Source organism: Paracraurococcus lichenis, assembly GCF_030657435.1.
GTDB lineage: Bacteria > Pseudomonadota > Alphaproteobacteria > Acetobacterales > Acetobacteraceae > Paracraurococcus > Paracraurococcus lichenis.
In genome coordinates, this window is sequence record NZ_JAUTWS010000150.1 from 1 (window position 1) to 7,392 (window position 7,392).

The window sequence follows — 7,392 nt, forward strand, 5'->3', positions numbered from 1 at the left end:
CCGCATCGCATGATCCGGAACGTGGGCAGGGATCAATGCGTCCAAACCACCGAGCGCTGCAACAAGGCGATAACAGGCGATAACAGGCGATAACAGGCGATAACAGGCGATAGTCGAGGAACACTACGGCCGGGTCAATAAAGCCGGGGCGGAGTTTACGGACACTGGATGTACGACTGCCTGACTCAACAGCACCGTCCGTAGAAGCACCAGCTGCATCAGCATTGCTTCGGTGAAGGTGAAAAGGTCGGGGCCTTCGCCACGAACATGCCGGATCGCACCCACGTTCAGCACCCTTTGCCAAGCCGTACCATCAACCTGAAGCCCCGCCACCTGTGCAAAACGCCCATTAGAAACCACCTGGAAGCGCCCGAGCTCGTCTTGTGAGCCCGCAGCAGCAGCACGCAATACGGACAGCGCTGCCGCGTCGCATTCGGTATTCGTGGCTAGGTCATAGAGAGCAAGAACACGCGGGTCCGCCTCGATAGCCGCGGCCTCGATTGCCGCAAGCAGGTCACTACCGAGGATTGTGGTGCGCCCGTTATCGAGGGCCGCTTGTCCTGCTCGAAGAGAAAGTAGCTGCGCCATGTACGGCACGCCGCGTGCTAGCTCCGCAATGCAGGTCCGGGCAGAGGCACTGAAATTAAGGCCGGACTGCGCGGCGCCGCGCTCCACGATCTTTCGCACATGCGCCGGCTTGAGTAAGGGTAGTGCTACGCGCGTGACGCAGCGTTGGATAGATGGATGGCGGCCGAGCAACGCCTCAGGACTGTCAGAAACGCCAATGATCATAAATAAAACCGGCATACCTAGGTCTGAAAACTGCTTGATCGTGTCGGCAACTGCCGTACGTGTATCCTCGTCAGCCACCCGATCAAATTCGTCTACAAGCAAAATGACCTTGCTGCTCAACCTTTCAAAAATTAATGGAAGGTCGCTTGGCTGAAGCGGACGCGATGGCAGCAGGCTTGCCAAACCAGTGTCGTACCCGGTTCGACTTAGACCAGTTAGCCAACGCGGCATGTCATGGAAGAGCCCACGCATGACCGCATCAAAGTTACTGGTCGTCGAACAGACATAGCGTGCGACATCAAATGACGCCTCTTGCACCTGCGCCGCAACAAGATTAGCTAGAGAGGTTTTACCGCGGCCACGCTCGCCGAAGATGACAACGTGCGACTGGTCTTCAAGGAGAGCACGCGTGATGCGGAGACACTCGACCTCACGCCCAATGAAGGCTGCTCTATTATCGTTGCTGAATAGTTCCACTCTGGGACCGGGCAGCGGGCGCGTTGGCGTGAACGTATCGGCTAGGCGCCGCCGCAAGCTGAGGAGCGTTCTGTGGTGTTCGGCTTCGACATCGAGTGTTACGGCTTCCGAAATTAATTGCTCCTCATCCACGAGTGGCAGATCGATTTTGCTTCGGAAGAAACTTTGGAACGTCGGCAGTCGCATATCATCCCTCTACTGACGTATTTTCTAATCTAAACTTTGGCTATTTTTCTCGTCTAGTTCCGTTGCAGGTAGACCCGACTGTGGGTGGGGAAAGGAACCGCTAGAATGTACCGCATCCGGCTGTCTGGACAACTGTGATGCCGAGAGCGTCAACGGCATTCTAGTGCACGAACCATCCGTATCAGCCCGTTGAAAGAGCCGTCGGTCAGAAGCTGTATGCAAATAAACCCATCTTTATGTCAAGAACTTCGCGAGCCGTCGCCGCATAATCATTGCGTTACAAGATGCTTGCGGTAGGTCAGCGACGCTGGAGATGCGGGCGCAAAACATAGGCCCGGCATGGGAGGACTGGTCCAATGCCGCTTTCCGTAGCGAAGTCGACACAGAAAGTCGGGTTATTTCGCGTATGGACTCTGAGATGCTTCACCTCCTCAAGGCTGAGCCCGAGATTAGCCAGACCACCCGCCTCACTCCGCTCGATCCGGGCGAGTTCGCTCTCCGTCGTCCCTTCAGCCCCTTCGGCCACCAACGTCAGCCGCCATACCCGCTTTGGCACCGGCGTCGCTCCTTCGCCCCCACATCCGAGGAATTTTACCAAACAGGCGCCCTCGCGGCCCTCCCCCCACACCTTTGCATGCTCTCGTGCGCAACTTGCAACAGACCCCATCGGCTCCGTATAGTATGCGCGACCGGCAGACGGTCTATGTGCCGGGACCGATATAGAAAGTCTGGTTATTTCGCGTCCAGACTCTTAGGAGAGTGCAGGTTGCTCACCGTATTGCGAAACCAGCGGATCGTCCGATCCACACCCTCTTCGTAAGAGATTTTGCACTCCCAACCCGGTAAGTGGCGTCGGGCGAGCGTCAGGTCAGGACGCCTGTTGGTCGGGTCCTGCGGTACGGGATCTAGATGCTGAATCTGACTGCGCGGAAAGTGTCGGCGCACATAGTGCGCCACTTCAACCACTGGCACCTCGCGATCATTGCCGATGTTAAGCGGGCCAGGAAATTCGCTTTCTTCTAACCAGAAGAAACGCTCAAGGGCGTCCACGACATCGTCCACATAGCCCCAGCTTCGTGTTTGGCTGCCCGCGCCATAGACAGTTATGGGGCTGCCTCGCAACCCTTGAGTGATGAAGTTGGACACAGCTCGCCCGTCGTCTGGCCGCGTGCGCGGACCGAAGACGTTGAACAGGCGCACGACCTTGATGCGGACGCCCTGTGTGCGCCGCGCCTCAAAGAGGATTGCTTCAGCGCAACGCTTACTCTCGTCATAAGAAGCGCGCGGGCCGGTGCAGTCCACCGAGCCCCGATAACTCTCAGGCTGTGGGGAAACGAGCGGATCCCCATACACTTCTGAAGTTGAGGTGAAGCAGAATCGACCGTGTGGTTTCAGTGCGGCGAGCAAGCGGAGAGTACCGAGAACATTCGCAGACACCGTGCGCAAGGGCTCGGCCATGTACCAAGGGGGCGAAGCGGGCGAGGCCAGATGGTAAATTTCGTCGAATGTAGTGACGGAATCAACGCGCTCGGCATCGACCTGCTGGATATCCACTCGCGGGTCGTTGATATGGGCCAAGTTGTTGCGCAGCCCCGTCCAGAGATTGTCGATAACGATCAATCTCGCAATGTCCTTTCTGCGCAACAGACGATCCAGTAAATGTGAGCCGAGGAAACCCGCGCCTCCTGCGATGAGGACATTCGTCATTTTTTGCAACTGATAGGATTGTGGGCGAGGGCAAAGTGCGCCTCTCGATATATTATTTTTTGTGACATTCTTCGGCCCATTCGATTTCACGCGGATTCAACCACACCGCTGCAGTACAGTTAAGGATTTTCTTGACGTATGCGACCAAAAAATAGACACGGTTTGATCCAGAGGGGAAGTCCTCAACTAACAAGGGTTTATCCGTCCTGATTGACGCCTTAATGGGGTGAACGCCCCCCGACGGCATCGAGAGCATGCAATGTTTTGAGGGGGTTCTGTCAGGGCTCGCGCTAAACGGCCTGTATGGCCGGCCGGGGTAGGGCTGGTAGGCTCCGGCTCTGGGCTCAACGGTTCTGTCAGGCTCCGCGCCAATCGGCCCGTTTGGCCGGCCGGGGTCGGGCTGGTAGGCTCCGGCTCTGGGCTCGATGGGGTGGATGGACGGGAATGGACTGTGTGGCCTGCAGTTCGTCCGAGGTGACCGAGCGGCCGGAGCGCACCGCCCAGGGCTACCGCCGGTTCCGCTGCCGGACCTGCAGCAAGCAGTACAATGAGCGCTCCGGCACCGTGCTGAACCACACTCAGTACCCGTCGGACGTCATCGCCCTGTTGGTGCTGTGGCGGCTGCGCTACCGCCTGACCCTGCGCGACCTGACCGAGATGTTCCTCATCCGCGGCATCGTCTTCAGCTACGAAGCCGTCCGCGAGTGGGAGGCGAAGCTCGCGCCACTCCTCGCCGACGAACTTCGGCAGCGCCGGCGCGGTAAGGGCGGTGCCCGCGGCCGTCGTTGGCACGTCGACGAGACCTATTTGAAGGTTGGCGGGCGCTGGGCCTATCTGTATCGGGCCATCGACCGCGACGGCAATCTGGTCGACACCATGCTCAGCGAGCACCGCGACATGGCGGCGGCTCAGGCCTTCTTTCGTTCGGCCAAGTCGGTCACAGGCGTGGTGCCTGATCAGGTCACCACCGACGGGCATGGCTCCTACCCACGGGCAATCCGCAGCACGCTCGGCCGCAATGTCGAGCACCGGACCAGCGCCTACAAGAACAACAGACTGGAGCAGGACCACCGGGGCGTTAAAGGGCGCACGCGATGTATGCGGGGGTTCAAGAGATTCACGTCAGCGGAGCGGTTCTGTCGAAGCTACGATGAGCTCCGCAACTTCCTCCGCCCCTGCACGCGCCACAACCAATACGTCTCTGCCCGCCGCCGTCGCCTACTTCACCTCCGTCGCGCCACCAGTGTGCTCGCCATTCTCGAGGCGGCGTAAGCTGACCTTGGCTTTCGCCTCATGTCGTCGTGTCTGGCACGAGTTCTGACAGAACCGATTATGGAGCCGCGATAAGGATTTCAAAGCAGGGCTATCGCATATGGGTTTTGCCGAACTGGGCGAGGAGGCGGGTGCGGAAGGTGTCGTCCCATGCGGCGCGCATGCGCTTTCCTTTCAGTGACCCCTTGGAGCCTTCGAGCTTGGCAAGGTTGAGAGCCAGGCGTCGCAGCAGGGCGATGTTCTGCGGTCCGTGATCCTTGCGGGTTCTGGCCTGGTCCTCGTTCATGGTCACATCGAGAACCCAATGCAGGCCGTTCTCCACCCCCCAATGGCCGCGGGCCACCTCGCCGAAGCGCTCGGCGCTGAGCGGGGTGCTCAGCAGGTAGTAGGCGGTTTCGGTACTGACCTTGTCGCCCATCTCGCGGGTCCGGAGCACGCGGCCAATGGCCGCCAGCCCCGGCCAGGCATGGTGCTCTTGCAGCCAGGCGATGTCAGTCGAGATCAGGCTGGTGCGGGTCTCGATGCGACCGTGCTCGCCATCGACCGTTGTATAGGCAAGCTCGGCAGTACGGGTGGGGTCGTCGAAGAAGCAGCGAACATCGTCGTGCAGGCTGCCCTGGTTACCCTTGAGCGCGAGCACATAGTCGCCGCCCTGTTCGATCACCTGGGCAGCGATGACGCGCTGACAGTTGAGTGCGTCGGCGGTGACGATGCGGCCCTCGAGCGACAGCAGCTCCAGCAGCTTCGGCACCGCCGTGATCTCGTTGGACTTGCCGTCGACCGCCACCTGACCGAGCAGCAGGCGCTGCTCCGTGGACCAGGCATGGACCATATGCAGCGGCGACTTGCCCGTGGCACGATCGAATGAGCGCCGCAGTGTCTTGCCATCCACCGCCACCACGTCCGGCAGGTTTTCAGCGAAGCGCTGCATGAAGCGGGTGAAGCAGGCCTCGAACGCCTTCGGGTCGAGCAGGCGGAACACCCGGCTGAAGGTGTCGTGGCTGGGCGTGCCATGCCGCAGGCGCAGAAACTGTCGCAGGTACGGCGCCTTCATCTCCCCGAACAGCGCCATGTCCGAGCAATCCTCGCCGCCAGCCAGCAACGTGCAGAGCGCGATCATCAACAACTCATGCAGGTCGTGGCGGGCATTGTCCTGGCGTGGGTCCACAACCTCGGCAAAGCAGGCGACGAACTCTTCCATGGGGCGGCCTCAGTGTTGGATCGCCCGCAGACTTCAGCCTCGGCCCGATTGGCGCAACGCCCGCATTTAGTGCCTGTTTGAGAAGGCCGGCAGGGGCCAGCTGCTCGAACCATTGCGCGAATTCATAAAGCTTTCTTAGCTAATTCAGGGCGAAAAGGCTCACCAAAGCCGGGCCCGTGACCCCGCTCAGCGCCGTTCAATTAGGCCAGGACACCCTTTGCAAACGGGCTGTTAGGCGTCAGCGCCAACGCCATATGCGATAGCCCTGGATTTCAAAGTGAACAGCAATGCCTCTTACCCAAGGTCGAGCTAAGAATCTGCCCCGTTTACCCTTCGAGATGCCCCGCTCCCGGCGCCGGTCGCCACTGGCATAGGGACTGGGCGTGAGCCCGGCGTAGACGGTGAACTGCCGCCCCTTGAAAGACTGATCCGGCCGCACCTGGGCCGCTCGCTGCCGTCTCGCCATGCCAGGGATTGTGCCTAGGCAGTGCGGGCGCGCAACTTGCAACAGAACCCTAAACGCGAACCAAGTCACTCCGACGCGGCCAGGATCGGCTGCCAGAGATAGGCGCCCCCGACCCTGGCCGCGGGGTGATGAGCCGGCAGATGCTGAAGCAGCGTGCGGCGAGCCGGTGCCAGGCCGTTCGCTGCGGCCGCGCTGATCACCATGCCGATAGGTGGCGCCGCTAAGCACATCGCATGCACCATCCGTCGCACCGGCCCCTCCAGCACCATGCCATCGCGCATGGATCCGAGGAACTCGGCCTCGGTCGCTGCAACAGCGCTGCCCTTTACAAACAGGGCGTCGCCCTCGTGCAGCGCCACCCGCAGTCCTGCGCAACCGCGTCCGAGGTCGAGGACGACATTTAACCCGGCGTCGAATCCGCGGTCGAGCATATCTGCCACTGCGAACTGGCACATACCGGGCGCGGAGGTCGAATCGAAGCGAAAAGCGACCTCTGTCCCACTTGCATAGGCCGGCCAGCCGCCAAACATCCGTACGGCTTGGATAGAAGATTCCAGGTATTCCATCGCGTCGCCCGTGCATCCGGACAGGTCGCAGACCAGCAGTACGAGGGTTTGTCTCCGCGGCAGGTCTACCGAGGCCGGTGAAGCGACGTCGCGGTCCGCCGTTGCGTCCTTTTGAACAGCCTGTAGCGATTCCGGGCGCAAGGGTACCCCGCCCTGGCTACAGGCGTCGGCACCTGCGGATACCGGCGTGGTACAAACCGGACAGCCGCGCTGCTCGGGTTTTGTTTCCTGCGCAGCGGCGCCATTCCTGTGCTGACGAGCGGCCATTCTCCACCTTCCTGGCGCCGACTTCCTTGTGACATAGGGAGTACAGCTATCGTCCTATCACGGTCACCCTCAACGTGCTGAAGCGGCGGTCGATCCTTGGGAATAAGGTGCAACTTGCACACACCGATGTGACAGCTTCCACGGCATGTGCCGCCGCGGTGTTTACCCCGCCCTATTCACGCTCGGCCGCGTAGTGCTGCTTCAAGCCATGTTGGTGCAGGGATCGTCGGATCGAGCGGCGTCGGGTAGCAGCCCGGTGAAAAAGCCGTCGGTCAGCCGAACGGGTCTGGCGCGACGCTGAAGGCGACAGCCGCGGCCTGATCGCCGGCGACGGCGATCAGAATGATGACTAGACCAGCATCCGGCGTGGCGATCGCAGCAAGCGAGGCCGAAACCCTGGTTTGGAAGCCCCGAGGCGTTCCCGCCCCCGTCAGCAATCGCATGATCAGGCCGAGGTT

At 60.8% G+C, this 7,392-nt stretch carries 7 protein-coding genes; 1 reads left to right on the forward strand and 6 read right to left on the reverse strand.

The features are described from left to right. Positions 1-123 precede the first annotated feature (123 nt). Positions 124-1,455, reverse strand: coding sequence for an ATP-binding protein (locus Q7A36_RS37255; RefSeq protein WP_305108855.1), 1,332 nt, complete (start codon positions 1,453-1,455; stop codon positions 124-126). Positions 1,456-2,187: 732 nt separating this feature from the next. Continuing rightward, the gene (locus tag Q7A36_RS37260; protein WP_305108856.1) at positions 2,188-3,162 is read right to left on the reverse strand and encodes an NAD-dependent epimerase/dehydratase family protein; all 975 of its coding nucleotides are present in this window, start codon (positions 3,160-3,162) and stop codon (positions 2,188-2,190) included. Between the two features lie 444 nt (positions 3,163-3,606). Between Q7A36_RS37260 and Q7A36_RS37265 the strand changes: the two genes are divergently transcribed. Next, complete coding sequence (locus Q7A36_RS37265) at positions 3,607-4,434, forward strand: IS6 family transposase (protein ID WP_305108857.1); 828 nt, start codon at positions 3,607-3,609, stop codon at positions 4,432-4,434. A 91-nt stretch (positions 4,435-4,525) separates the two neighbouring features. On the opposite strand, the gene Q7A36_RS37270 is transcribed toward Q7A36_RS37265, so the two are convergent. The 4 genes from Q7A36_RS37270 to Q7A36_RS37280 form a co-directional block, all read right to left on the reverse strand. Then, entirely contained in the window at positions 4,526-5,635 is a 1,110-nt protein-coding gene (locus Q7A36_RS37270) for an ISAs1 family transposase (RefSeq protein ID WP_305108858.1), read from the reverse strand. Positions 5,636-5,873: 238 nt separating this feature from the next. Continuing rightward, the gene (locus Q7A36_RS41875) at positions 5,874-6,170 is read right to left on the reverse strand and encodes a transposase (protein ID WP_370655777.1); all 297 of its coding nucleotides are present in this window, start codon (positions 6,168-6,170) and stop codon (positions 5,874-5,876) included. Beyond that, positions 6,167-6,934, reverse strand: a complete 768-nt coding sequence (locus Q7A36_RS37275; RefSeq protein WP_305108859.1) for a hypothetical protein — start codon at positions 6,932-6,934, stop codon at positions 6,167-6,169. Before Q7A36_RS37275 ends, Q7A36_RS41875 begins: the two co-directional genes overlap by 4 nt. Positions 6,935-7,206: 272 nt before the next feature. Next, on the reverse strand, positions 7,207-7,392 hold a 186-nt coding region (locus Q7A36_RS37280; RefSeq protein ID WP_456306843.1), incomplete at its 5' end, for a hypothetical protein.

Coding starts and splice junctions, on each gene's coding strand:
- Q7A36_RS37255 (WP_305108855.1), bottom strand. CDS start 1,455: ATGCGACTGCCGACGTTCCAAAGTTTCTTCCGAAGCAAAATCGATCTG.
- Q7A36_RS37260 (WP_305108856.1), bottom strand. CDS start 3,162: ATGACGAATGTCCTCATCGCAGGAGGCGCGGGTTTCCTCGGCTCACAT.
- Q7A36_RS37265 (WP_305108857.1), top strand. CDS start 3,607: ATGGACTGTGTGGCCTGCAGTTCGTCCGAGGTGACCGAGCGGCCGGAG.
- Q7A36_RS37270 (WP_305108858.1), bottom strand. CDS start 5,635: ATGGAAGAGTTCGTCGCCTGCTTTGCCGAGGTTGTGGACCCACGCCAG.
- Q7A36_RS37275 (WP_305108859.1), bottom strand. CDS start 6,934: ATGGCCGCTCGTCAGCACAGGAATGGCGCCGCTGCGCAGGAAACAAAA.